The organism is Citrobacter sp. RHBSTW-00524 (genome assembly GCF_013747755.1).
Classification (GTDB): domain Bacteria; phylum Pseudomonadota; class Gammaproteobacteria; order Enterobacterales; family Enterobacteriaceae; genus Citrobacter; species Citrobacter braakii.
This window is the reverse complement of the sequence record NZ_CP056421.1, coordinates 1,547,192-1,569,383: the sequence shown is the minus strand read 5'-3', so window position 1 is coordinate 1,569,383 and position 22,192 is coordinate 1,547,192. Positions and strand designations below refer to the sequence as shown.

Below are 22,192 nucleotides of genomic sequence, written 5' to 3'. Positions count from 1 at the left end.
CCCTTTCATTGTTGTCTATTACCTACTTAATAAGGAAACACCGTATGCATCCGCGTTATCGTCGCATGATTGCCAGCGCCCTGGCCCTCAGCAGTGTCAGTCTTTTTATCCCCACCGTAGCCCAGGCTGGATACAGTGATTACGAGGCATTCCGTCTGGTCAGAACGGAGAACAGCGCCGCGGGCGGGGCACAGAAAATCTGCACGTATCAGAGTATGGTCACCCGAAAATATGTCCAGTTGGACATGCCCTATACCTGCCAAGGCATGATGTTTCGCAACCGGAACGACGGGCTGTTTTACGACAGAACAAACTAACTCACTGAGTTTATGGAAATTGCCATGTTTAAGGAGGGCTGCTATGCCTTTGAGCCTTTGTCTCAGCCTGTCAACCCTAGTGGGGCTGATTATCACGGTTGTTGATACCCGTATTGTCGGGTTCGGGTATTCAGCATGGGCCGCCGTGCTGCAGTGTGTCCTGCCGGGCCTGGGCGTCTGGCTGGGTAATCTCATCCGAAAATGGATCATGCCGGATGCGGTTTACGGAAGTACCGGTGCCGTCATTCAGGCCCGTCTGCTCTGGGCGGTATTGCCCTAGTTTATTGGCTGGTTCATCGGATTTATGGTCGCCATGAGCATACTGGGTATCCGGGCCTGAGCCTCCCGCGACAAACTCAACGACGGGTATTCCCCCTTCCGCACACTTTGCTGTTTAACCCCCTACCACGGCCTGCTCAGTTGAGCAGGCCGTTTTCGTTTGTTTTTTTCTCACAGGAGTCTCGCCATGACCCGATTAGCCAGCCGCTTTGGTGCGGTAAATCTTATTCGCCGTGACCGTCCGTTAACCCGTGAGGAGTTAATGCATTATGTACCGAGTGTGTTCAGCGAAGACAAGCATGAGTCCCGAAGTGATCGTTATACCTGTATTCCGACCATTACCCTTCTCGATAACCTTCAGCGCGAAGGCTTCCAGCCATTTTTTGCCTGCCAGACCCGGGTTCGGGACCAGAGCAAGCGAGAGCACACCAAACACATGCTGCGCCTGCGTCGCGAAGGCCAGATCACTGGCAAACAGGTCCCTGAAATCATCCTGCTTAACAGTCATGACGGCTCCAGCTCATACCAGATGCTGCCGGGGCTGTTTCGTGCAGTCTGCCAGAACGGGCTGATTTGCGGTGAGAGTTTTGGTGAGGTACGTGTGCCACATAAAGGCAATGTGGTGGAGAAAGTCATTGAAGGGGCTTACGAAGTACTGGGGATATTCGACCGTGTGGAGGAGAAGCGCGATGCCATGCAATCGCTTTTGTTACCGCCACCAGCACAGCAGGCACTGGCCAAAGCGGCGCTCACGTACCGCTTTGGCGAAGACCACCAGCCGGTGACGGAATCACAGATACTTTCCCCACGCCGCTGGCAGGATGAGAGTAACGACCTGTGGACCACCTACCAGCGCATTCAGGAGAATCTGATTAAGGGCGGTCTGCCGGGCAGAACGACCAAAGGCAAGCGAGCTCATACCCGTGCGGTAAAGGGGATTGACGGGGACGTGAAGCTCAACCGGGCGCTCTGGGTCATGGCGGAGAATATGCTGCACCTAGCGTCCTGACACGCTGACTATCCGGAGTCACCATGACTGAATCGTTAACCCTGCCTCCCGGTTCGTTCTCACGTCAGCAGGCCGAAACCCTTATCCGTCTGTACCGTAATATCACCATTGAAGACGACCAGGGCAGTCACTTCCGCCTGGTGGTTCGCGACACCGAAGGCCGGACGGTCTGGCGGGCATGGAACTTTGAACCGGATGCCGGTGAAGGTCTTAACGGCTACATCCGGCAGTATGGCATCCACAAAGACACCGTTACCCGCTGACCCCGAAGCATTTACCCGCGACATCTCACCTTCCCGAACACGCTTTGTTAACCCCATACGCCAGCCCTCGCCGCTGGCGTTTTTTATTGACGGAGACATATCCATGACAACGCAGACGCAGTACGACCTCGCACCCGCTAACCAACCCGAATTTGAACTGACCGTCACGCCAGTCCCCGATGAACAGCGTATCGATTTCTGGCCGCAACACTTCGGCAGCATACCGCAGTGGCTAACCTTGGAGCCGCATATCTTCGCCTGGATGGACCGCTTCTGTACGACCTACGGCGGTGGTATCTGGTCGTTCCACACCCTGAGCAACAGCGGGGCATTTATGGCCCCCGAGTATGACAGTGACGATAAATGGCATCTGTTTAACTGTCTGAATGGCAACGATGCAGATATGAGTGCAGAAGCCGCCGGTATCGCGGTCTGCCTGATTGAATACAGCCACCATGCCTGTCGCACCGAATGCGATGCAATGACCGCACACTTCTACCGCCTGCGGGACTACGCCCTGCAGCATCCTGAAGCCCACGCCCTTCTGCGTATCATCGACTGACCGGAGGAACAACGAATGAAACAGCTTTCCTTTTTACCCGGCGAGATGACGCCACACGACCGGCGTCTCATCCAGCGGGCGCTCAGGGCGCTGGACCGGCACCTGCATGAGCCCGGCGTGGCCTTCACCTCCACCCATGCTGTCCGTGAATGGCTGCGACTGCATATGGCCGCACTTGAGCGGGAAGCGTTCCGGGTGCTGTATCTGGACAACCAGAATCAGTTGATTGCCCATGAAACGCTCTTCACCGGCACGATTAACCGCACTGAAGTCCATCCCCGGGAAGTGGTCAAACGTGCTCTGCATTTCAACGCGGCGGCGGTGATACTGGCGCATAACCATCCTTCCGGTGAGACAACACCCAGCCAGGCTGACAAAGCCCTCACGCAGCGACTGGTGCAGGTGCTTCAGCTGGTGGATATCCGCGTCCCTGACCACCTGATTGTTGGCGGCAGGCAAATCTATTCGTTCGCAGAACACGGTCTGTTGTGAGGTATGACATGAAAATTATCAGTAAACGCCGGGCAATGACGATATACCGCCAGCATCCTGAGTCCCGGATCTTTCGCTACAGCAGCGGAAAATATCAGTGGCACGGCAGCGTCTGTCATTACACCGGCAGGGACGTTCCGGATATCACCGGAGTCCTCGCGGTATACGCCGAACGCCGCCAGGACCGCAACGGGCCTTATGCCTGCCTGATGAGTATTACCCTGAACTTACAATAAAAGGAGAGCCCCCATGACCCACATCATCTGGGGCCTGCAGCGGGCTATCACGCCGCGCCTGGGAGCCCGTCTGGTACAGGAGGGCAACCGGCTGCACTACCTGGCTGACCGGGCCAGCATCACCGGTATGTTCAGTGACGCCGAATGCCGGAAGCTGGATGACACATTCCCACACTTTATCCGCCAGATGGAATCGATGCTGACCACCGGTGAACTCAGCCCCCAACATGCCCACTGCGTCACCCTGTACCACAACGGTTTTACCTGTGAAGCCGACACCCTTGGCAGTTGCGGCTACGTATACATCGCCATTTATCCCACTCAGCGTTAATTACCTTCACGAGAGCAAACATGAAAACTTTACCTGCAACAACTCAGCGGGCAGCGAAGCCCTGCCTGTCACCCGTGGCTGTCTGGCAAATGTTACTGGCGCGTTTGCTGGAACAGCACTACGGTCTGACAATAAACGACACCCCATTCAGCGATGAAGTTGTTATACAGCAACATATCGATGCCGGTATCACCCTGTCAGATGCCGTGAATTTTCTGGTGGAAAAATACGAACTGGTCCGTATCGACAGGAAGGGATTTCGCTGGCAGGAACAATCCCCTTACCTTCGGGCTGTCGATATTCTGAGGGCAAGACAGGCAATAGGTCTTTTACGAGGATCTCATTGAGATATGGTAAGATGAAGTTTTCGAGTACGATATCTATTAAGCGGAATCGAACCAAAGACGGTTAGTTATTATTCAATGAATTCTGTCAAAATAACTTTTGGGGGCCTTATTGGGGGCCCCTTAACTTTATTAACAACAAATAAACCTTAACTATCAACAAATAAACCATACATATTCGAAGTCTGCAGGGGACACTTTTAATTAAATGCATCCGGCTAAATCCTTTCATTTACCTGTCAGTTCATCCCTAAGCCAGGCGATAAAACGGCACATTCCTCACCGTTGCAGTAAGATTGTCGGACACCATTGTCTGCTCAGTAGCTATCCGCATCCCTGATTTTCTCAGCCTCAGTACGTCAGCAGCAATACGTTGACTGCCAAACCAGAAAAGCCCGTCCAAAGCAGTGACATCAAGGCCTGATTCCAGTGCCAGCTTCAGACGCTCACGCGGTGCTTTTACCGTTTTAGCAATTTGCTGATATGGCGCTTCGCTTGAACCTGCACGATTAATGCGTCGAATACGATGCGACAGGCGGTACTGAAATTCATCCGGTATCCCGCAGAGACTCGCTTTCAGGCTGTAAACACAACCAAAGCGTTTGCCGTTAAAGATTACGTTTTTCTGACTAAGCTGTAGCTCTTCACGAACGCTGGCAATCAGTTGCGGGGTACGGAGTAATAACAAACGGAAAGGCAGCTCAAAGCTGGTCACATAGTCCACATTCAATAAAGCAATACGCAGACGCTCTTCCGGACCCGCCTTCATTTCCCGACATTCAGCAATAACATCAGCCCACTGGCCAGCCAGACGGGAACTTTCAGTCGCCTCAGTAAAGCTGTATTTTTCAGTCTGATAATCAATACGTTCGGTCACTCGGAATTCCCTTCTGGCCACATCTCGGTATTGGTTGCTCACTTTACCAGCGACAGACTGCAACCGGAAGCCTGCGAGTATGGTCAGTGGAATGATAGAAACTTCTGCGGAAACGCTTCATTTATTGATAAATCAATCATTAAAAATATATTTTGACTAAAATCAATTAACCAAAATTATGGTTATTGAAGTATAGCCATGATTAATCTTTAGCCAGTTTGTCAGGAATAAGTTCTCCATAAACAGGCTGATTAATACCGGTAATGAGAAACATTATCGGAAATGATTCATCACTCAGAAAAAAGGAATTTATTCATATGTTCAGAATCAAGACCAGTATCGCTACTTTGACCCTTTGTACCTTACTGACAGCTCCCGCATGGGGAGACGCGCAATCGCCGATAAGGCTGGTGATCCATGGTGGTGCCGGTACCATTACAAAAGATACCATCACACCAGAACAGGAAAAGCAGTATACAGAAAAACTCACTGAAGCTCTGAATGCAGGTTATACGGTTCTGAATAAAGGCGGTAGCAGCCTGGAAGCCGTTCAGAAAGCGATTAATGTGATGGAAGATTCTCCTCTCTTCAATGCAGGTAAAGGTGCCGTGTTTACCCACGATGGCCGCAATGAACTGGATGCGTCCATTATGGATGGAAAAACCCGAAAAGCCGGTGCCGTTGCCGGTGTAACCACGGTTAAAAACCCAATTAATGCGGCGTATGCCGTTATGACTCAAAGCCCGCACGTACTCATGGTCTCGACAGGCGCGGATACCTTTGCAAAAGAACAGGGACTCGCAACCGTTGATCCTGCTTATTTCAAAACAGATTTTCGCTGGCAGCAATTACAGAATGCAATCCAAAAAGAAAAAGTGCTCCTTGATCACGATGGAAAGAGCGCTGCCCTGTTCGCTGACCCGATGATGTATGACTATAAATATGGCACTGTCGGCGCTGTTGCTCTGGATAAAGACGGTAATCTCGCTGCCGGAACGTCTACAGGCGGAATGACCAACAAACGTTACGGACGTGTGGGGGATTCACCTATCATTGGCGCAGGAAATTATGCCGACAATGAAACCGTGGCGGTATCCGCAACCGGCTCAGGAGAAATGTTTATCCGCACGCTGACCGCGTATAACATTGCAGCCCAGGTGAAATACCGCAATACTCCTTTAAAAGACGCAGCGCAGAATGCTCTGGATGAAGTTAAGGCGCTGAATGGCAGCGGTGGAGTAATTGTGCTTGATAAAGCCGGTAATTACACCATGTCCTTCAACTCTGAAGGTATGTATCGGGGAACCATAGGCGATGACGGAAAACCCGTTGTAGCCATTTATCGTTAATACTATTTCCCCGCCAGGGGATGAACCGACCCGGTATGTTGTCCGGGTCGGTTAAACGGCGTCAGGTCAGACAACAAAACGATTGACCAGATCCTTCATAGTGACAGACAGATTGTCCAGGCGCTGGCTGTCGCTTGCGGCCTGAGAAACCAACGCCGCGTTTTGCTGCGTGACCTGCTCCATAGGTCGCAGTGCCAGGTTAATCTGAGTTACCCCTTGCGATTGTTCCGTCGCTACACGAGCGATATCCGCAATATATTGCTTCATGCTGGTGGTATTGTCCGCCGCGGCTTCTAGCGCGGTAGCGGACGCCGTAACCCGCTCAACACCCTCACTAATTTTTACCATATTCTGCGCGACCAGCTCGCGGATCTGATTAGCTTCTTTGGCACAACGCTGCGAAAGATTCCGCACTTCACTGGCGACAACCGCAAACCCCCTGCCCATCTCTCCTGCCCGTGCAGCTTCCACTGCCGCATTCAGCGCCAGCAAGTTAGTCTGAAACGAAATATCGTCTATCGAGGTCACAATATTCGAGATTTTCTCACTGGAAGAGCGAATATCCCCCATGCTTTGATTTGCCGCACTGGCGACGTTACTGGCCTGGCGGACCTCTTTTTCCAGCCTGATTGTCAGATGCTCCGCTTCGCGGGCATTGTCCGCCGTTTGCGTAATCGTCGTGGAGAGCTGTTCCATACTGGCCACCGCTTGTACTATTGATGCTGCCTGTTCATCCGTGCGTTGGGCCAGGTCCTGATTACCCGCCGTAATACTGCTGCTGGCATCGGATAAAACCACGGAGCCTTGTTTAATCTCCTGGACGATATGCTGAATACTTTCCAGCATCGTGTTATAGGCGCGATTAAGTGAGGAAAGCTCATCTTTCCCCGGGGTCGCCAGTCGTTGAGTCAGATCGCCGTTCATACCCGCAATCTTGCGGAGCGTGTCACTAAATTGACGATGCATATTGATAGCGATTGCCCCTGCGAACGCCAATGATGCCAGGAGCGCTAACAAGCTGACAATCATATATATTTGCCAGTTTTTTCGTGCATCCTGCGCGAGTTTTTCCGCATTCGCTAACAGAAGATTCGCCGTCACATCTTCTATCTGCCGCATCACTTCAATACGCTGGGTTTGAACCTTGAACCAGACAGTAGGATCGACATCAAATCCACCGTTCGCGGCATGACTAAACGCGGTTTCGCGTAATGAGAGGGCTTTTGACGCTTCTGTGGACTGTAAGCGGCTTTCCAGCATGGCCGCCTGTTCCGGAGGGCTCAGACGCAACGATTGTGCCAGCCAGACGTTCTGTTTACTGACGACATCACTGAGTTGATGTAACTGCCCCTCGGCGAAATGACCGGAGGAAAAGATATTTGACAGCAGCGCGCGTTCAATACCTGCTTGTTCTTTCAAATTCAGCAAGTTGTAGTAGGCGGCGAATGCGTTCGCCATCTCGCCTGAATCCGTCAACTGTCCCAACCTGCCCACAAAACTCAGCACATCAGCAATGACATTAGTATAAAACTTAACGACATCGGAGGCCGGAAGCCCCAATCGCGTGACGTTTTCCCGGATGGTGGCAAGCGACAGAATGTTTTTCTTGAACGTGGTGACAGAATTGGCGGCATCCCCTTCTGGCAATGCAGTATCGGACAGTGAACGCACAAAGACCTCGATCTCGCGATCGGTTAAAGCCCGCTGTGCGGTTAACTCATCTTTGAACGTCTTCCCTTCAGCCCCCAGAAATCCGACGCTCATTCCCCGTTCTTTTTGCAGCTCATGCACCACATTTCCGGCACTACGCGCGAGCGCTGTCAGTTGAGCAATATTCTCCATCTGCCGTTCTGTCTCAATGCGCGTCAATATTCCTGAACCAGCAAACCAACATAACGCCAATAATAGTGGTTGTAGCGCGATTATTAACTTCATTTTCATCGGCATTCGATAAACCCACCACATGCCACTTCCCTCCATTGTCCATATTTTCATTATGGTTATCGGCGCAATGAGGCTGCACTTTAAATTTGATCAAGAGACAACTGATTGTTTTTTAGATTAAATACCTGCCAAAATAACTCTATTTGATTATGACAATCAGGATAAATCACTGAAATATTTATTTTTATGATATCTATTCTCAAGATAGTTAAATCATTCAGCATATTATTTCTTATTAAAAAACGAGTTAACTATCAACACGATTCGGAAAGGGAGTAAGACACAGAACGGTGACGCCTACTGGAGATAACCGTCGAGGCACGGCCATTTTCTGGCATCCCGCCGAACGTTAAGGTTATAATCCTGACAACGATTTTATTGGATTAGAAGCGACGATGACAAAACTTACCCTACAAGAACAGATGCTTAAGGCAGGTCTGGTCAGCAGCAAAAAAATGGCCAAAGTGCAAAGAACGGCGAAGAAATCGCGCGTTCAGGCTCGCGAAGCCAGAGAAGCGGTTGAAGAGAATAAAAAAGCGCAAATTGAGCGCGACAAGCAGCTCAGCGAACAGCAGAAACAGGCCGCGCTGTCTAAAGAATATAAAGCCCAGATCAAGCAACTGATTGAAATGAATAAAATCACCATTACCCGTGGCGATATTGGTTACAACTTTACTGATAATAACCTGATCAAAAAAGTCTATGTTGATAAGGTGACTCAGTCTCAGCTGATCAAGGGCCGTCTGGCCATTGCCCGACTCACGGCTGAAAGCGGCAACGATAGCGAATACGCCATTATCCCGGCTGTCGTCGCCGACAAGATTGCGCAGCGCGATGCAAGTTATATTGTTTTAAATTGCGAGCTGAGCCAGGAAGCGAAGGACGAAGACGATCCGTATGCTGATTTTGTCATCCCTGATGATTTGATGTGGTAAGAAAAACAACCAGATAATCACCCGGACTTCCGTTGCCTATTTCGGTGAACGCCAACGCCGCCACCGAAATACTCTCGACGTCCCTTCTCCCCCAATCCTGGCGACTAAAACTTATAGTGTTCTTTGCTCAGCCCGTATTTTCTCATGCGTAAATACAATTTTTTACGCGGGATTTGTAAATACTCCGCCACTTCATTAATGCGCCCCTGATGAATATTTAGCGCTTCAGTAATGATCTGTCGCTCGTACTCTTCAACCCGCCGATCGAGCGGTGTTGGTTCAGGCAGATGCAGCTGCGGATTCGCGGTTTCAGCCAGCGGGAGTAGCCCAACGGCAAAAAGCTCGGCGGCATTCGCCAGTTCCCGGACATTACTTAACCACACGCGACGCCGCATGCCTTTCAGTAACTCCCCTTCAACCTCGGGCACGGGATGGTTCAGGCGCAGACAGGCTTTCTGCAGGTAATGACGAAACAGCGGCTCAATATCATCCGGACGCTGTGACAACGGCTGGCAACCGATTTGCGTCATCGCAAAACAGTAGTAGAGTTCGGCCACAATCTGGTTGGTTGCCGCCAGTTCCACTAACGATGTGTCACCAATGCCTATCAGACGAAACGGACGCCGCTCCTGGCTTTGCAGATGCACCAGATGGTGCTGCTGTTCACGTGTCAGGCACTCAATATGGCTCAGGACCAGCGTTCCTCCTTGCGCCTGTGCAATAAGGTCATTGAGTAGTCCCGCGTTCCCGGGCGTCAGTTCACCGCGGATAAACGGCCCATCAGCGCTGCGCCCAAGCTGATGCAAATACCGGGCTCCGGTCATACGTCCCGTTCCCGGCTCGCCATAAAACCAGACGGCAATATCCGTTTCCGCCAGGTGTTGCAGACGTTGACGATACTGATTGACCCAGTCACTGTAGCCGAGCAGTTCAACCTGAAGCTTTTGCTGGCAATAATGGCGACGGGCAATCACGGATTGTCTCTGACGCAGCGCATCCTCTACCAGCGACAGCAGTTTGCCGGGGTCGACCGGTTTTTGCAGAAAGTCCCATGCGCCTTTCTTTACTGCCTCCACCGCCATCGGGACATCGCCATGCCCGGTGATTAGCAGAATAGGGAGCTGATTATCATCCTGATGAAACAACGTCATCAGGTCTATTCCATTGCAGCCAGGCATACACACATCGCTCAGAACAATCCCCGGCCAGTCGGCCTGCAGCCAGTTTCGGGCATCAAAAGGGTTATTGCATGCGTAGACACGGTACCCCTCTTGTTCAAGCAACAGAGTGTAAGCGTCGAGAACATCGGCATCATCATCAATCAGCAGAACAGAATAGTCATCACACAACATCGTTTACATCCGTCAGATTAAATTGCAGAACGACGCAGGCATTACGCCCCGGTGTCGACGCCAGGCGCAGCTCGCCGTTCATTTGCCCCATTAACGATACACAAATCGATAAGCCAATACCGAGCCCCACATCCTTACTGGTGGTAAACGGCTTTAATAGTGATGGCAATAACGCCTCAGGCCAGCCGGGGCCGTTATCGCAGACAAAGACGCACAATCGGCTGCCCTCAGCCTGCCAGTGAACCTCTATTTGCGCGCCAGTCGGACTGGCATCCAGCGCATTTGCCAGTACGTTTACCAGCACCTGCTGAATACGCACTTCATCACCTGTCACCCATACACTCTGGGCTGGAAGCGTCAGCGTACCCTGCTGAGGCTTATGCCGCATGGCCAACAGTTCCCAGGCGGCGCTGAATGTTTGTCGCAGATCGACCGGATGCAAAGGCGCGCCCGGCTCGGCCCGACGTGCAAACTGACGCAGCGAACGGATAATGGCATCAATACGGGTAATCAGCCCCTCCGCTTTGGTTAACGTACTTCTGACCTGAGCGGATTGCCCTTGTTCAATTGCCCTTCCCGCCGTAAACAGGTACATCGACAGCGCATTCAGCGGTTGGTTAATCTCGTGCGCCAGCGTGGTCATGGTCTGTCCCACCACTGCCAGTTTTGCCGTCTGGATCAGTTCATCCTGCGTTGCCCGGAGATCGGACTCAATCTCCTTGCGCTCTGTCACTTCCTGCTCCAGCTGATTTTTTTGCGCACTCAACTGGCCCAGAGTATGGCGCAGCAATCCTGCGATGCGCCCGAGCTCATCGCGCCCATAAACCGGGATGGTGGCATCCGTTCTGCCAAGACCAATTTGCACCACGGCCTGGTTGAGTGCGGTAAAACGCTTCACCAGACGCGAACGAATAAAGTAATGGTTGAGCCCCCAGGCGAGAAGTAGCGCCAGCAGCGTCGCCAGCAGAATAAGTCCACCGCTGACGCGAACAATTTGTTCCAGCCGCTGGTTAAACATCTGCATTTGCTGATGGCTACTCCCCAACTGCGCCTCAAGCAGTGTTCGAAAGCGCCCGAGCGTTGCCTCTCTGGCATGGTTAGCATCAACGAGCGCTTTTTGCGCGGCGACATAATCGCGCATGGTATCGGGCATTTTATTTTTCATCATCCCGATTTCCAGTAACTCATCAATGGTTTGCCGCAGGGTGATAGTACTGGGCCAGTCATCGAGGGTACGGATATTTTCATCCGCCGTTTTCTTCAGGTTCTCCAGATAGCGGATATGATTCTCCACCAGCATTCCGTCGTCGCTACCCGACTTCAGTTCATTGAGCCTGTCGCGTAAATCATCCACGATCTGATTTTCAATTCTTGCCAGGGTGTAAACCTGCTGCTGCTCGTTTTGTACCTCTCTGGCACGTTTGAGATACTGCGCTGCATCGCCGTTTTTGGCCTCAATTTGATCCAGCAACGTCCCCTGCTGCCAGGTAAAATCCTGCACCAGCGAATTCAGCTCGGTAGTAAAATCATCATGTAGCCAGTCGATGCGCGCGGAGAGTTCACTCACCTTTTCGCGCACGAGGAACATGTTGTAGAGCACCCGGTCCAGCTCCGCCATCAGCGCCCGACTGTCTTGCAAAATCACCGCCAACTGCTGTTGTTCTGCCGATTGTAATCCCCGGCTCAGCACCTCAATTTTGTCCAGATGAGAAATAATTTGATTGCGCAGTTGCAGCCTCACCGTGGTGTTGGGGGCCAACAGGAATTCATTAAGCTGATCCACAACCAGGTTGAGATTTCCTTCTATCAAAAAAGCGGAATGTACGCGCGGGAAGTAATCATCAAGTGAATAGCGTATCTGCGAGCTCTGCTCATGCCAGGAGTACAAACTGACGCAGCTTACGCTCAACGTCAGTAATGCGCCCGTCAGAAACGCTCCCCGCAGGCTGCTGCTGATGCTGAGCTGGCGCAGGCGTTGCAGTATCGAACCACCTTTCATTTTAACTCTTCCAGTTTGGATATCGCCTGACGCTGATTTTTAAGAAACCAGAGCTGCCACTCCATCATCTGCTGTTCGGCTACGCTTTTATTCTCAAATTGCGCAAGCCAGGCCTCATCTTCACTACTTCTGGCGTCTATCGGGACGCTGGTCAGTAATGCTCTGATTTCGGGTAGCGGGCGTTTCAGGCGCGCTTCCGCACTGTATAGCGCCCGCCAGGCATCTTTCAGCTGCGCGAGTCGAAAACTGATGGCGGTATCAAACATCCGCTGCACCAGCTGTTGCCGCTTAAGGATCAGCCGATAATTAAGCGCGGGCTGGCTCATCAAAATAGCCTGCTGAGCGGCGCGTGGGTTATCAGGCGCGAGCTGCGTGACCGGATATTTCCCCGTGTTCGCATCCGCAAGGATCCGCTGTCCTTCCGGGCTTAACAGATAGCGGATAAAGCGACGCGCTTCGTTGGGGTGCTGGCTATTCTTGAGTACGGCAACATAGGTGGGTGACACCGCCGAGCGAGGGAAATAGGTAAAAGTAAGGTGCGGATCGTTAAGCAACAGGTTGGCATAGTTATCAATAACCGGCCCCGCCACGCCCAGACCGCTCTTAATTTTGTCGGCCACGCCAAAACTGCGTGATGAAATCGTTACCAGATTACCGGCGCTGGCCAACAGCGTCGCCCAGCCCTCTTCCCACCCTTTCTGTTGCAGCAGCGACTCAACCATCAGGTGGTTGGTATCGGAACGCGACGGGCTACTCATCAACAGCGCGTTCTGATATTTAGGCTGCGTTAAATCCCCCCAGTCGGCAGGCGGCGGAAGATGCCGCGCCGCCAGCGCAGAACGATTAATCAACAGGCCAAACCCTGATATCGCCACAGCCACGGAGGTCGAGCGAATCGAGTCTGGCACCAGCCGCTGGCTTTCAGGCAGCGCATTATCGAAAGGAGCCAGCTTCTGATGCTCCTGAAGATGCTGCAACAGCATGGGGGATGAGGTCAAAATCAGATCGACGTTTTCTGCATTCGCAGTATCCAGCAACTGTTCCAGCGAACCGCTGGTCCGGTTTAACGTGCGAATCATCACTGACCCTGGCTCCGTCTGCCAGCGCTGGATAATCCAGGCCGTGGCCCCTGGGGAAAAGGTGGTCGCCATCACCAGCTCTTTACCCAGGACCTGGCTGCTCGCCGACAGCGACATAAAACAGAGCAAGAATGCCCAAAAACGCCCCCGGCCCAACAGTCTGTTTGTGATCCCGTTCATAAATACCAACATGTACAAAAAATAATATTGAGACAAAACTTACCCGTTTATCACCGCTGGGGGGAAGAATAAGGTTATTCGTAGAATAACCAAACGGAAAGTGACGACATCAGTAAAGAATACCCGAAAATGCAGCCTGAATTTGTTAATACCCGCACACGCCGATGATAAAAATGCCCGTGAAAGAATAGAATTGAAAATCCATTATTAAAAAAGAGTCAAAATCTGCCACGCCGCCCGCAAATTGAGTCAATAGTGACACATTTCATCAACTTGAGTTTCTTTGCCGTCTATTTCACTCTTCACTGCGAAAAATCCTGATATTCACATCAATAAAAAATTAGGTGATGATATGTTATCAATATTTAAGGCAGGACCAGCGGCGAATAAAGTCCCGGCGGAGAAAGTCCAGGCAACTTATGGCCGATACCGCATTCAGGCATTACTCAGCGTATTTCTTGGCTATCTTGCGTACTATATTGTGCGCAATAACTTCACGCTCTCGACTCCATACCTGAAGGAGCACCTGGATCTCAGCGCTACGCAGATTGGTTTACTCAGCAGCTGCATGCTTATTGCCTATGGGATCAGTAAAGGCATTATGAGCAGTCTGGCAGACAAGGCCAGCCCGAAAGTCTTCATGGCATGCGGCCTGATCCTGTGCGCTATCGTCAACGTAGGCCTGGGGTTCAGTACCGGATTCTGGATATTCGCCGCGTTGGTCGTTTTCAACGGTTTGTTTCAGGGGATGGGCGTTGGCCCTTCATTTATTACCATCGCTAACTGGTTTCCACGTAAAGAACGTGGACGCGTTGGTGCATTCTGGAATATCTCACACAACGTTGGCGGTGGTATTGTCGCCCCGATTGTTGGCGCCGCGTTTGCCATTTTGGGGAGCGAACACTGGCAAAGCGCCAGCTATATTGTTCCGGCCTGTGTTGCCGTACTGTTTGCTTTTATTGTGCTGATGCTGGGGAAAGGTTCACCACGCCAGGAGGGTTTGCCAGCTCTGGAACAAATGATGCCGGAAGAAAAAGTCGTATTAAATTCCCGACACGCTGTCCAGGCGCCAGAAAATATGAGTGCCTTCCAGATCTTCTGCACCTATGTATTGCGTAATAAAAATGCCTGGTATGTTTCACTGGTAGACGTCTTTGTCTATATGGTGCGTTTTGGTATGATTAGCTGGCTGCCAATTTATTTATTAACCGAAAAACATTTCTCGAAAGAGCAAATGAGCATAGCTTTTCTTTTTTTCGAATGGGCGGCAATTCCTTCCACATTACTAGCGGGTTGGCTCACCGATAAACTGTTTAAAGGCCGTCGCATGCCGCTGGCCATGATCTGTATGGCGCTGATTTTCGTCTGCCTGATCGGTTACTGGAAAAGTGAATCGCTGCTGATGGTCACTATTTTTGCCGCCATCGTGGGTTGCCTGATTTATGTTCCGCAGTTCCTGGCCTCCGTTCAGACCATGGAAATCGTCCCCAGCTTCGCAGTAGGTTCTGCGGTAGGGTTACGCGGATTCATGAGCTACATTTTTGGCGCATCGCTGGGAACCAGCCTGTTTGGCGTGATGGTCGATAAAATGGGATGGCATGGCGGCTTCTATCTGTTGATGGGCGGGATTGTATGCTGCATCCTGTTCTGCTACCTCTCCCATCGCGGCGCGCTGGAGCTCGAACAACAGCGGAAAAACGCTCAGCAAGAGGAAGCGTCACTCCAGTTGGCTGATGCCCGGTAGCCGATTTCAGTCTCGCAAAAAGTGCCAGCGATGCTGGCACTTCAATACATTCAGATAAAGAATAAATAGCTCAACGTGATAGTTTATTGCTTACCGTAACCCACCATAAAGCGGATGATCAAACCGCATGCTGGGGCAAGAAAAAGGAATAATCCGGTAACCATCTCGTTACCATTGGTCAACTGCATAGTAAAAACGTAAATTAATGCCGTGAGTATGGCCATGCCGATAAAAGCACTTATTGACGCCGCAGTCCCCATAACCTGCCAGATATAGCAACTGACGCTCAGAATGCTCAACGCGAGAAAGATCCAAAAATAGAACATAGCGATACCTCCTGTTTGCCGTAAAAATTTACGTAAGTCCTTACACTCCCTTGAGTTTATATTCTAAAACAATTCCCAATGGTTCGCAATTTAAGCAACATTTTCGTTACAAAAATCACTCAATCGCTGACTACTAATTTATTCGACAGCCGTTTATTTAATCGTCATAAAAACAACGCATTATATATCGACTCATTTTTGACCTTAATCGCCGTAAAAACATTTACGCATCTTGAGTAATTATTTCTGGCTGACATTAATATTCGGGTGTACATTGAGCGTCCGATCATTCATGCCCCTTCCTGGTTTTGTCCTGACTCAGTTTTACACTCTTTACAGGAACCAATGTCGTTCATGGCGGCCTAACGATCAGTACAGACTGTAAAGCGGCAGACTAAAGAATCTTCGCGATACACCTATTTCGTATCAACAACAGGTGCTTATGTTCCCCCAATGTAAATTTTCACGCGCGTTTTTGCATCCGCGCTACTGGCTCACATGGTTTGGCGTCGGTGTGCTCTGGTTACTGGTACAGCTTCCCTATCCCGTATTGTGTTTTCTTGGTACCCGTACAGGAACGCTGGCTCGTCCATTTTTAAAGCGCCGTGAATCTATTGCTCATAAAAATCTCGAACTCTGTTTCCCAAATCTGTCGCAAGAAGAAAGAGACAAACTGGTCGATGAGAACTTCCGTTCACTCGGCATGGCGCTGCTTGAAACGGGTATGGCCTGGTTCTGGCCGGATCGCCGGGTACGCAAATGGTTTGATGTAGAAGGGCTGGACAACCTGCAACGCGCACAGATGCAAAACCGTGGCGTGATGGTGGTAGGCGTACACTTTATGTCACTCGAGTTGGGTGGCCGCGTAATGGGACTTTGCCAACCGATGATGGCAACCTATCGCCCGCACAATAATAAGTTGATGGAGTGGATCCAAACCCGCGGTCGTATGCGCTCCAACAAGGCCATGATCGGCAGAAATAATCTGCGCGGTATTGTCGGCGCCCTGAAAAAAGGGGAAGCGGTATGGTTTGCCCCCGATCAGGACTACGGTCGTAAAGGGAGTTCATTCGCCCCCTTCTTTGCAGTCAAAAACGTCGCGACCACCAACGGTACTTACGTGCTGTCACGGTTATCGGGCGCAGCGATGCTGACCGTAACCATGGTGAGAAAAGCAGATAACTCCGGTTACCGCCTGTTCATCACGCCAGAAATGGAAGGTTATCCAACAGATGAAAGCCAGGCAGCGGCGTATATGAACAAAATTATCGAAAAAGAGATCATGCGCGCGCCCGAGCAGTATCTCTGGATCCACCGTCGCTTCAAAACTCGCCCGATGGGTGAAGCCTCGTTGTACATCTAAAAAGAAAGGCCGAAAGGCCTTTCTTTTTTTCTGCGCCTGAATTACTTCACGCCCCACTTGTTCTGTAATTCAGCCATTCGCTCATTGTAGTTACGGGCTATACACGCTGGCTTATCCTGCTCTTTCCAGCATTCGTTACGCCCTTTCACCCAGCCGCGTTGCTCTGCTTTGAGCGTCGGGTTATTACTCGATTTCACCAGCGCCTGCTTGTAGGCCCCGTTCAATGCCAAATCCATGGCTGAGAGCGAAGGACTTTGACAGATAACCTCTTCGATACTGCCCTTTGCTACCGCAGAACAGGAAAAAGAAGGGCCGTTGCTGGTCGATTTCTTTGCCCCTGAAAAGTCGATATTGTCTTCAGGCAGGCAAATCCCGTGCTTACGATTAGGCCCGGTCCAGGAAACGTCCGGATTCCCGTCATCTTTACGGGAGATAGACACGGTATTGTTACCGCTTTTTGCTTCCCAGTAATTTTCATTGAAGGCCTTTACCGTCGCCTTAGTGCCATCAATCCAGATATTGCCTTTACCATCACTATTCACACCACCAATACTTGCGCAGCTGAAATTGAATGCCATCGGCGAGGCCGCCATCGACGTCACTGGCGTAAGAACGAGTGCTAACATCATTAATCTGGTCATTTTTAACCTTTTCATAATCTCATTCCGCGAAAAATTAACCGCATTAACATCATGGATGTATGAGAATTCTCCGAGTAAACATTCCGTCGCTCAATAGCAATTTATTACCGACAGAAATTAAACTGTCGCCGAATCACGACACTTGTAAGTTATTGAAATTAAATAAAAAAATGCCTCTTGTCTCACCTCATTTTTAGGCGTACATTAGCGCCGTCTGGAGCATAAAAGCTCAGAATTCTGAGGTGATGCAGACAAGCAAACGAAGGGAATTCTCCATTTCGTTTACGCGTGCATCAGCTCTCTGTCAGGTTAGCATATGTTCATTTAGACGTACCTCAGGTACGCGGAGAGATGAAAAGTGAAATATTTCTTTATGGGCATTTCTTTTATGGTCATCGTTTGGGCCGGTACTTTCGCCCTGATGATCTAAATTAAAAGACGCAGCAAAAAAACAGGAGCCTGATGGCTCCTGTTTGCTTTTGGGGAAACGTGTTGTTAGTCGGTACTTTCAGTGGCCGATTTTGCACTGGCAGGCAGTAAGCCATCGGCGCGGAACATTGCTTTGATGCCACGGATCGCCTGGCGGGTACGGTCGCGGTTTTCAATTAACGCAAAGCGCACGTGCGTATCACCATAATCACCAAAACCAATCCCCGGCGAAACGCATACCTTCGCCTCGTTCAGCAGTTTCTTGGCAAATTCAAGTGATCCCATCGCGGCGTATTGCTCTGGGATTTTCGCCCAAACGTACATCGAGGCCTTGGGCATCTCGACCATCCACCCGGCTTCATGCAGCCCCTTAACCAGCACATCTCGACGACGTTTATATTGCTCAGCAATATCCCGCACGCACTGCTGATCGCCTTCCAGCGCGGCGATTGCTGCAACCTGCAACGGAGTAAAGGTTCCGTAATCGTGATAGCTCTTAATTCGAGCCAGCGCGTTCACCAGCGTTTTGTTACCTACCATAAAACCGATACGCCAGCCCGCCATGTTGTAGCTTTTCGATAGGGTGAAAAACTCCACCGCGACATCACGAGCGCCCGGTACCTCCATAATCGACGGCGCTTTCCAGCCATCGTAGACGATATCGGCATAGGCCAGGTCATGAACCACCAGCACGTCATAGCGTTTAGCCAGGGCCACAACTTTTTCGAAGAACTCCAGCTCGACGCACTGCGCAGTCGGGTTGGAAGGAAAACCTAAGATCATCATCTTCGGTTTCGGGTAGCTTTCGCGAATCGCGCGCTCCAGCTCATTAAAGAAATCGACGCCTTCGACCAGCGGCACTGAGCGTACCTGCGCGCCGGCAATCACCGCGCCATAAATATGGATCGGATAGCTCGGGTTCGGTACGAGGACCGTATCGCCGTGATCCAGCGTGGCCAGCATCAGGTGCGCCAATCCTTCTTTCGAGCCAATCGTCACAATCGCTTCGGATTCCGGATCGATCTCAACGTCATAGCGTTCCTGGTACCAACGGGAAATCGCCCGACGCAGACGCGGAATGCCGCGCGAGGTGGAGTAACCGTGCGTATCCGGGCGCTGCGCCACGGTACAGAGTTTTTCGACGATGTGAGGAGGCGTGGCCCCATCCGGGTTCCCCATGCTGAAATCGATAATATCTTCGCCGCGCCGACGCGCAGCCATCTTTAGCTCAGCAGTAATGTTAAAAACGTAAGGGGGAAGGCGATCAATACGCGTAAAGTGACGTTCAGGGCGGGAGTCAGCCATAATATCCTCAGATTAACGTTAGCGCCCGGACCGTCCGAGCGACGCTGCCACGATGGTGGCACGTTTAGAAAATAGCCTGAATAATTTCCTTCTGTCGAGAGGCAAAACAAAATATTTTTTATTGAGATAAAAGAGGAATAGCCAGAAAAAATGAGGAAATAAAATTTTTCACACTCCGCTTAAAATTACCACCATTTAACATTTTATTGTTAAACATATTACTTTGTGCGCTCCGTTGACAGGACAGGCATTGTAAATACAACAATCATGCAACAATCCCCTTTTAATATTAAGGTTTTTCCCCATTAGCTACAGGCTGCGGGTTTGCTGGTCATCCAGCCTCAGGTTACCTATCATAGAGGTTTAACCCTTGCGCAAGAGTCACCCGTGCACGAAATATTCAATATGCTGCTGGCGGTATTCGACCGGGCAGCACTGATGCTGTTCTGTCTGTTTTTCCTGATTCGTATCCGCCTGTTTCGCGAACTGTTGCACAAGTCAGCCCACTCCCCGAAAGAGCTGCTCGCCGTTACCGCGATTTTCTCAATGTTTGCCCTGTTCAGTACCTGGTCCGGCGTACCGGTTGAAGGCTCACTGGTTAACGTACGTATTATCGCCGTCATGTCAGGGGGAATTCTGTTCGGTCCCTGGGTCGGTATCATTACAGGCCTGATCGCGGGCACCCACCGCTACCTGATCGACATCGGCGGCGTAACCGCCCTGCCCTGCTTTATCACCAGCATTCTGGCAGGCTGCATTGCCGGCTGGATCAACCGTAGGATCCCCAAAGCGCAGCACTGGCGTGCGGGTATTTTAGGCGGAATGCTGTGCGAATCTCTGACCATGATCCTCGTCGTCGCCTGGGCGCCCACCACCGAACTGGGGCTGGATATCGTCTCGAAGATCGGCATCCCAATGATTCTGGGTAGTGTCTGCATTGGTTTTATCGTCATGCTGGTGCAAAGCGTGGAAGGCGAGAAAGAAGCTAGCGCCGCGAAGCAGGCTAAGCTTGCTCTGGATATCGCCAACAAAACTCTGCCGCTTTTTCGCCAGGTCAATAGCGAATCGCTTCGCCAGGTGTGCGAAATTATTCGCCATGATATCCATGCTGATGCCGTCGCTATTACCAACACCCAGCACGTGCTGGCCTACGTTGGCGTGGGTGAACTTAACTACCGCGATAATGATGATTTCGTCAGTCCGACTACGCAACAGGCGATCAATTACGGAAAAATCATCATTAAAAACAATGATGAAGCGCACCGTACGCCGGAAATACACTCCATGCTGGTGATTCCGCTTTGGGAGAAAGGTGTTGTCACCGGTACGCTAAAAATCTACTACTGTCACGCCCACCAGATAACCTCCTCGCTACAAGAAATGGCCATCGGCCTGTCGCAAATTATCTCGACTCAGTTGGAAGTCTCCCGGGCGGAGCAGCTACGCGAAATGGCAAATAAGGCAGAGCTGCGTGCGCTACAAAGTAAAATAAATCCCCATTTCCTGTTTAACGCCCTGAACGCAATTTCATCGTCGGTGCGACTGAATCCAGACACAGCGCGCCAGCTGATTTTTAATTTATCGCGCTATCTTCGCTATAATATTGAATTAAAAGACGATGAGCAGATCGACATCAAAAAAGAGCTGTATCAAATCAAGGATTACATCGCCATCGAACAGGCCCGTTTTGGCGACAAGCTGACGGTTATTTATGATATCGATGAAGAGGTAAGCTGTTATATTCCCAGCCTGCTGATTCAGCCGCTGGTAGAGAACGCTATCGTCCATGGGATTCAACCCTGCAAAGGAAAAGGGGTGGTCACCATCAGCGTTGCGGAGTGCGGTAATCGGGTACGGATTGCCGTGCGGGATACGGGCCACGGTATCGATCCAAAAGTGATTGAACGGGTCGAATCCAATGAAATGCCGGGCAATAAAATTGGTCTGTTGAATGTGCATCATCGCGTTAAGCTGCTCTACGGCGAGGGCCTCCATATCCGCCGTCTGGAGCCAGGCACTGAGATTGCCTTTTATGTGCCTAATCAGCACTCGCCCGCAGCCGCACCGGCCACATTGTTGCTTTAACCAGGAGTGAAGTCGTGAAAGTCATCATTGTTGAAGATGAATTCCTGGCCCAACAGGAACTTAGCTGGCTGATAAAAGAGCACAGCCAGATGGAGATTGTCGGCACATTTGACGACGGTCTGGACGTGCTGAAATATCTCCAGCACAACCGCGTTGACGCCATTTTTCTGGATATCAATATTCCCTCGCTGGATGGCGTCCTGTTGGCGCAAAACATCAGCCAGTTCGCGCACAAGCCCTTTATTGTCTTTATTACCGCGTGGAAAGAGCACGCTGTTGAAGCCTTTGAACTGGAGGCCTTTGACTACATCCTGAAGCCGTATCAGGAATCACGCATCGTCGGCATGCTGCAAAAGCTGGAAGCAGCCTGGCAGCAACAGCAAACGGGAACCTCGCCTGCCAGTCCGGTGACCCGCGAAAACGATACGATCAATCTGATCAAAGATGAGCGGATCATCGTGACCCCGATCAACGACATCTACTACGCAGAAGCCCATGAAAAGATGACGTTTGTCTACACCCGGCGCGAATCGTACGTGATGCCGATGAACATTACTGAATTTTGCAGCAAATTGCCTGCTTCGCATTTCTTCCGCTGCCACCGCTCGTTCTGTGTGAATCTGAATAAAATCCGCGAGATCGAACCCTGGTTTAACAACACCTACATTTTGCGCTTAAAAGATCTGGAGTTTGAAATCCCGGTGAGTCGGAGTAAAGTGAAGGAGTTCAGGCAGTTAATGCACTTATAGCG

24 protein-coding genes are annotated in these 22,192 nt (G+C 50.9%); 16 read left to right on the top strand and 8 right to left on the bottom strand.

The features are described 5' to 3' along the window. The first annotated feature begins 44 nt into the window (after positions 1 to 44). From HV229_RS07480 to HV229_RS07440, 9 genes are all read left to right on the top strand, one after another. A complete protein-coding gene (locus HV229_RS07480) occupies positions 45 to 317 on the top strand; it encodes a hypothetical protein (RefSeq protein WP_007869719.1) in 273 nt (90 codons plus the stop codon). A gap of 43 nt (positions 318 to 360) precedes the next feature. Continuing rightward, the gene (locus tag HV229_RS07475) at positions 361 to 597 is read left to right on the top strand and encodes a permease (RefSeq protein ID WP_180217312.1); all 237 of its coding nucleotides are present in this window, start codon (positions 361 to 363) and stop codon (positions 595 to 597) included. Positions 598 to 783: 186 nt separating this feature from the next. Then, on the top strand, positions 784 to 1,605 hold the full coding sequence (locus HV229_RS07470; RefSeq protein ID WP_039390904.1) for a DUF932 domain-containing protein: 822 nt from the start codon (positions 784 to 786) through the stop codon (positions 1,603 to 1,605). A gap of 23 nt (positions 1,606 to 1,628) precedes the next feature. Then, the gene (locus HV229_RS07465) at positions 1,629 to 1,868 is read left to right on the top strand and encodes a DUF905 domain-containing protein (RefSeq protein WP_007869725.1); all 240 of its coding nucleotides are present in this window, start codon (positions 1,629 to 1,631) and stop codon (positions 1,866 to 1,868) included. A 103-nt stretch (positions 1,869 to 1,971) separates the two neighbouring features. Then, on the top strand, positions 1,972 to 2,430 hold the full coding sequence (locus tag HV229_RS07460) for an antirestriction protein (protein WP_069729801.1): 459 nt from the start codon (positions 1,972 to 1,974) through the stop codon (positions 2,428 to 2,430). A gap of 15 nt (positions 2,431 to 2,445) precedes the next feature. Continuing rightward, a complete protein-coding gene (locus tag HV229_RS07455; RefSeq protein WP_013098171.1) occupies positions 2,446 to 2,922 on the top strand; it encodes a RadC family protein in 477 nt (158 codons plus the stop codon). An 8-nt stretch (positions 2,923 to 2,930) separates the two neighbouring features. Continuing rightward, positions 2,931 to 3,158 (top strand): DUF987 domain-containing protein, encoded by a 228-nt coding sequence (locus tag HV229_RS07450; protein WP_013098172.1) that lies wholly within the window; start codon positions 2,931 to 2,933, stop codon positions 3,156 to 3,158. A 13-nt stretch (positions 3,159 to 3,171) separates the two neighbouring features. Beyond that, positions 3,172 to 3,489, top strand: coding sequence for a type IV toxin-antitoxin system YeeU family antitoxin (locus tag HV229_RS07445; RefSeq protein ID WP_007869729.1), 318 nt, complete (start codon positions 3,172 to 3,174; stop codon positions 3,487 to 3,489). 20 nt (positions 3,490 to 3,509) lie between these two features. Then, a complete protein-coding gene (locus HV229_RS07440; protein WP_007869731.1) occupies positions 3,510 to 3,836 on the top strand; it encodes a TA system toxin CbtA family protein in 327 nt (108 codons plus the stop codon). 247 nt (positions 3,837 to 4,083) lie between these two features. On the opposite strand, the gene HV229_RS07435 is transcribed toward HV229_RS07440, so the two are convergent. Next, entirely contained in the window at positions 4,084 to 4,710 is a 627-nt protein-coding gene (locus tag HV229_RS07435; RefSeq protein WP_181547176.1) for a DNA-binding protein, read from the bottom strand. 317 nt (positions 4,711 to 5,027) lie between these two features. On the opposite strand from HV229_RS07435, the gene HV229_RS07430 reads away from it, so the two are divergent. Then, entirely contained in the window at positions 5,028 to 6,059 is a 1,032-nt protein-coding gene (locus HV229_RS07430; RefSeq protein WP_181547690.1) for an isoaspartyl peptidase/L-asparaginase, read from the top strand. A 66-nt stretch (positions 6,060 to 6,125) separates the two neighbouring features. Here the strand turns inward: HV229_RS07430 and HV229_RS07425 are convergent, their stop codons facing one another. Further along, positions 6,126 to 8,024, bottom strand: coding sequence for a methyl-accepting chemotaxis protein (locus HV229_RS07425; RefSeq protein WP_016153885.1), 1,899 nt, complete (start codon positions 8,022 to 8,024; stop codon positions 6,126 to 6,128). 374 nt (positions 8,025 to 8,398) lie between these two features. On the opposite strand from HV229_RS07425, the gene HV229_RS07420 reads away from it, so the two are divergent. After that, positions 8,399 to 8,938 carry a DUF2058 domain-containing protein gene (locus HV229_RS07420; RefSeq protein ID WP_016153886.1) on the top strand — a complete coding sequence of 180 codons (540 nt, stop codon included), beginning with the start codon at positions 8,399 to 8,401 and terminating at the stop codon, positions 8,936 to 8,938. Positions 8,939 to 9,042: 104 nt separating this feature from the next. On the opposite strand, the gene pgtA is transcribed toward HV229_RS07420, so the two are convergent. The 3 genes from pgtA to pgtC are packed head-to-tail and all read right to left on the bottom strand — an operon-like array spanning position 9,043 to position 13,485. Beyond that, entirely contained in the window at positions 9,043 to 10,290 is a 1,248-nt protein-coding gene (gene pgtA, locus HV229_RS07415; protein WP_016153887.1) for a two-component system response regulator PgtA, read from the bottom strand. Next, entirely contained in the window at positions 10,280 to 12,274 is a 1,995-nt protein-coding gene (gene pgtB, locus HV229_RS07410; RefSeq protein ID WP_181547688.1) for a two-component system sensor histidine kinase PgtB, read from the bottom strand. Before pgtB ends, pgtA begins: the two co-directional genes overlap by 11 nt. Positions 12,275 to 12,285: 11 nt before the next feature. After that, a complete protein-coding gene (pgtC, locus tag HV229_RS07405) occupies positions 12,286 to 13,485 on the bottom strand; it encodes a phosphoglycerate transport regulator PgtC (protein WP_181547687.1) in 1,200 nt (399 codons plus the stop codon). A 415-nt stretch (positions 13,486 to 13,900) separates the two neighbouring features. Here pgtC and pgtP point away from each other — a divergent pair, with 415 nt between their 5' ends. Beyond that, positions 13,901 to 15,292 carry a phosphoglycerate transporter PgtP gene (gene pgtP, locus HV229_RS07400; protein ID WP_016153890.1) on the top strand — a complete coding sequence of 464 codons (1,392 nt, stop codon included), beginning with the start codon at positions 13,901 to 13,903 and terminating at the stop codon, positions 15,290 to 15,292. Positions 15,293 to 15,375: 83 nt separating this feature from the next. Here the strand turns inward: pgtP and HV229_RS07395 are convergent, their stop codons facing one another. Beyond that, a complete protein-coding gene (locus HV229_RS07395; RefSeq protein ID WP_019077325.1) occupies positions 15,376 to 15,618 on the bottom strand; it encodes a DUF2545 family protein in 243 nt (80 codons plus the stop codon). Positions 15,619 to 16,060: 442 nt separating this feature from the next. Between HV229_RS07395 and lpxP the strand changes: the two genes are divergently transcribed. After that, positions 16,061 to 16,981, top strand: a complete 921-nt coding sequence (lpxP, locus tag HV229_RS07390) for a kdo(2)-lipid IV(A) palmitoleoyltransferase (RefSeq protein WP_019077327.1) — start codon at positions 16,061 to 16,063, stop codon at positions 16,979 to 16,981. A gap of 41 nt (positions 16,982 to 17,022) precedes the next feature. Here the strand turns inward: lpxP and HV229_RS07385 are convergent, their stop codons facing one another. Next, entirely contained in the window at positions 17,023 to 17,637 is a 615-nt protein-coding gene (locus HV229_RS07385) for a lysozyme inhibitor LprI family protein (protein ID WP_016153893.1), read from the bottom strand. A 343-nt stretch (positions 17,638 to 17,980) separates the two neighbouring features. Here HV229_RS07385 and ypdK point away from each other — a divergent pair, with 343 nt between their 5' ends. Further along, positions 17,981 to 18,052: a membrane protein YpdK gene (ypdK, locus tag HV229_RS07380; RefSeq protein ID WP_010723117.1), complete on the top strand. Its 72-nt coding sequence runs from the start codon at positions 17,981 to 17,983 to the stop codon at positions 18,050 to 18,052. Positions 18,053 to 18,117: 65 nt separating this feature from the next. On the opposite strand, the gene alaC is transcribed toward ypdK, so the two are convergent. After that, on the bottom strand, positions 18,118 to 19,356 hold the full coding sequence (alaC, locus tag HV229_RS07375; protein WP_137380930.1) for an alanine transaminase: 1,239 nt from the start codon (positions 19,354 to 19,356) through the stop codon (positions 18,118 to 18,120). Between the two features lie 387 nt (positions 19,357 to 19,743). Here alaC and HV229_RS07370 point away from each other — a divergent pair, with 387 nt between their 5' ends. Further along, positions 19,744 to 21,441 (top strand): sensor histidine kinase, encoded by a 1,698-nt coding sequence (locus HV229_RS07370; RefSeq protein ID WP_029139619.1) that lies wholly within the window; start codon positions 19,744 to 19,746, stop codon positions 21,439 to 21,441. 14 nt (positions 21,442 to 21,455) lie between these two features. Then, positions 21,456 to 22,190 carry a two-component system response regulator YpdB gene (gene ypdB, locus HV229_RS07365; RefSeq protein ID WP_016153896.1) on the top strand — a complete coding sequence of 245 codons (735 nt, stop codon included), beginning with the start codon at positions 21,456 to 21,458 and terminating at the stop codon, positions 22,188 to 22,190. Positions 22,191 to 22,192 lie beyond the last annotated feature (2 nt).

What these genes read in the sequence shown, in the direction of transcription:
- HV229_RS07425 (WP_016153885.1), bottom strand. Translation starts at nt 8,024, where the DNA reads ATGTGGTGGGTTTATCGAATGCCGATGAAAATGAAGTTAATAATCGCG.
- HV229_RS07465 (WP_007869725.1), top strand. Translation starts at nt 1,629, where the DNA reads ATGACTGAATCGTTAACCCTGCCTCCCGGTTCGTTCTCACGTCAGCAG.
- HV229_RS07455 (WP_013098171.1), top strand. Translation starts at nt 2,446, where the DNA reads ATGAAACAGCTTTCCTTTTTACCCGGCGAGATGACGCCACACGACCGG.
- HV229_RS07450 (WP_013098172.1), top strand. Translation starts at nt 2,931, where the DNA reads ATGAAAATTATCAGTAAACGCCGGGCAATGACGATATACCGCCAGCAT.
- pgtC (WP_181547687.1), bottom strand. Translation starts at nt 13,485, where the DNA reads ATGTCGCTGTCGGCGAGCAGCCAGGTCCTGGGTAAAGAGCTGGTGATG.
- HV229_RS07475 (WP_180217312.1), top strand. Translation starts at nt 361, where the DNA reads ATGCCTTTGAGCCTTTGTCTCAGCCTGTCAACCCTAGTGGGGCTGATT.
- HV229_RS07460 (WP_069729801.1), top strand. Translation starts at nt 1,972, where the DNA reads ATGACAACGCAGACGCAGTACGACCTCGCACCCGCTAACCAACCCGAA.
- pgtP (WP_016153890.1), top strand. Translation starts at nt 13,901, where the DNA reads ATGTTATCAATATTTAAGGCAGGACCAGCGGCGAATAAAGTCCCGGCG.
- HV229_RS07440 (WP_007869731.1), top strand. Translation starts at nt 3,510, where the DNA reads ATGAAAACTTTACCTGCAACAACTCAGCGGGCAGCGAAGCCCTGCCTG.
- HV229_RS07470 (WP_039390904.1), top strand. Translation starts at nt 784, where the DNA reads ATGACCCGATTAGCCAGCCGCTTTGGTGCGGTAAATCTTATTCGCCGT.
- HV229_RS07395 (WP_019077325.1), bottom strand. Translation starts at nt 15,618, where the DNA reads ATGTTCTATTTTTGGATCTTTCTCGCGTTGAGCATTCTGAGCGTCAGT.
- lpxP (WP_019077327.1), top strand. Translation starts at nt 16,061, where the DNA reads ATGTTCCCCCAATGTAAATTTTCACGCGCGTTTTTGCATCCGCGCTAC.
- alaC (WP_137380930.1), bottom strand. Translation starts at nt 19,356, where the DNA reads ATGGCTGACTCCCGCCCTGAACGTCACTTTACGCGTATTGATCGCCTT.
- HV229_RS07420 (WP_016153886.1), top strand. Translation starts at nt 8,399, where the DNA reads ATGACAAAACTTACCCTACAAGAACAGATGCTTAAGGCAGGTCTGGTC.
- HV229_RS07445 (WP_007869729.1), top strand. Translation starts at nt 3,172, where the DNA reads ATGACCCACATCATCTGGGGCCTGCAGCGGGCTATCACGCCGCGCCTG.
- HV229_RS07480 (WP_007869719.1), top strand. Translation starts at nt 45, where the DNA reads ATGCATCCGCGTTATCGTCGCATGATTGCCAGCGCCCTGGCCCTCAGC.
- HV229_RS07385 (WP_016153893.1), bottom strand. Translation starts at nt 17,637, where the DNA reads ATGAAAAGGTTAAAAATGACCAGATTAATGATGTTAGCACTCGTTCTT.
- pgtA (WP_016153887.1), bottom strand. Translation starts at nt 10,290, where the DNA reads ATGTTGTGTGATGACTATTCTGTTCTGCTGATTGATGATGATGCCGAT.
- HV229_RS07430 (WP_181547690.1), top strand. Translation starts at nt 5,028, where the DNA reads ATGTTCAGAATCAAGACCAGTATCGCTACTTTGACCCTTTGTACCTTA.